The sequence below is a fragment of the Maridesulfovibrio bastinii DSM 16055 genome (assembly GCF_000429985.1).
GTDB classification, from domain to species: Bacteria; Desulfobacterota; Desulfovibrionia; order Desulfovibrionales; family Desulfovibrionaceae; genus Maridesulfovibrio; species Maridesulfovibrio bastinii.
Genome location: NZ_AUCX01000038.1, coordinates 1 through 1,778 on the forward strand (window position 1 = coordinate 1; position 1,778 = coordinate 1,778).

At 44.8% G+C, this 1,778-nt stretch carries 1 protein-coding gene; it reads right to left on the bottom strand.

All coding sequences use genetic code 11. The features are described 5' to 3' along the window. Window positions 1–345 precede the first annotated feature (345 nt). Window positions 346–1,467, bottom strand: a complete 1,122-nt coding sequence (locus G496_RS0114410) for an FkbM family methyltransferase (RefSeq protein ID WP_027179890.1) — start codon at window positions 1,465–1,467, stop codon at window positions 346–348. Window positions 1,468–1,778 lie beyond the last annotated feature (311 nt).

Genomic DNA, 1,778 nt, shown 5'->3' on the forward strand with positions numbered 1-1,778 from the left:
ATATCAATTAATTGCACCGCAAGGTGAGGGATGAATGCGGCCTACGAAAACATAAAATCAGAATTAGCGGGGTGCTTGACAACGTGCCGCATAAGGAAAGCCCCCTCCCGGTTATCCGGAAGGGGGTCAAGTAAAAACAATATACAAACTAGTTACATCAACGAACCCAAAAGCAAAACAACACCCACGGGCAAAATAAACCACCGTGAAAAGGTCCGCCAAAAACTGGCCCAGAAACCCAGTTCCGGCCGCTCCAGCTCATAGCTGTAACCATGTCCGCAATCCGGGCAACGGGCGGGCAGGTCGGAGCCATTTGGTTGTGGCTAAAATAATTGTCGACAAGCCCTAGGGCACGTCAGGCAGGGCATACATTTCTTTAGGGATGGCATATAAATCTGTCTCACAGTGATAAGAATCATGGTGGGCCATAAAAAACACATAATTTTCAAGGTTTTCAGAGACCCATAGTGGAATTTCGTGCAACGCATCTGCACCGTGGTATATGCTTATTTGAAGAAACGGCCTTGTACGGCGCAAGAAATTTAGCCCCCCTCGTAAGGTGGCTTGCTCTCCTCCCTCTATATCAAACGAGAGGACTAGGCGCTCATGAAAAACTAGACTTGAAGAAAACTCATCTAATGTTGTGACTTTTACCTCATAACCTCCACGCTCGACAATTTTGCCAGAGCCGCCACTACCATTAAAACTGACCACTCCAGACTTTTCACCTAAGGCAAAAGGCACGAGTTCAATTTGTGACGTAAACTTTTTTGCCTCTATCCTTTTTTTTATTTTCTCGATATTATTTGGTTCAGGCTCAAAAGCGTAAACCATCCCTTTCTTCCCCACCATCTTGCTAAAATGAGCCGATGTCACGCCGTTAGATGCGCCGATATCAAAAACGACATCGCCCTCTTGAGGCTTAACAATGGGATGGTGATACTCAGAAAATGGTGCAATCCGTAAATACCCATGATCGCCTGTTATTCTGTACTTCACAATAGATGCAAAGGTGAGCTTGCTTTCAATATCCTCTAGCAAGTTGAAGACCTTAAGCAGTTCTGCTCTTCGACTTTCAAAGAACTTTGAGTTTGCATTAACTTTCTTGTAGCTGGGGTCGGTTAAAAACCTCACATCGCTTACGCCGTGACTCGCAAGAACGCGGCAGAGAGAGCGTTCGGGTGTGCCTACGACCGCCAACAGATTAGGGTCGCGCCGTATTTCTTCTATATCAATTTGCCGATGCGTCCCGAAATTAGTGTTTTTGACAGGTGAAACGACGAAATCAGGATAAACATTCCACCTAGCCTTGAATGTCTTCTCATCTTCTTCTAAGCGCTCTTTCAAAGTGACAAGTACTGTCTTTCGGAACCCGCAAGGTCCCCCAAAAGGCATACGATGCAACTTGGCTTCGTTCAAAAATAAAAGAAACTGATCTTCATTATTTGCTTCATGCAGAGCCGGCATAAAATCTCCAAACTGACCAGAGCAGTCCAACAGCCGAACACTGCTCCAATACTAGCGTATCATCTCGTTTTTGTTTACAATCACATTCAGTCAGAGGTCATGATCCTTCACCTATATGGTGGAGTACCGTCATAAACAAAAAAAAAAGCATATTTTATAGATGATGTCCAACCTAATCTGGCGATTCTCCGACCTGACACAATATCAAGGCAGCACATAAAAATACCATGTCAGCACTCCCGGGTTTAATCTGGTAGAATACCAGTAAAAGCGAAACTCACAAGGAGGGCTGACATGGCTAGACTTACAAT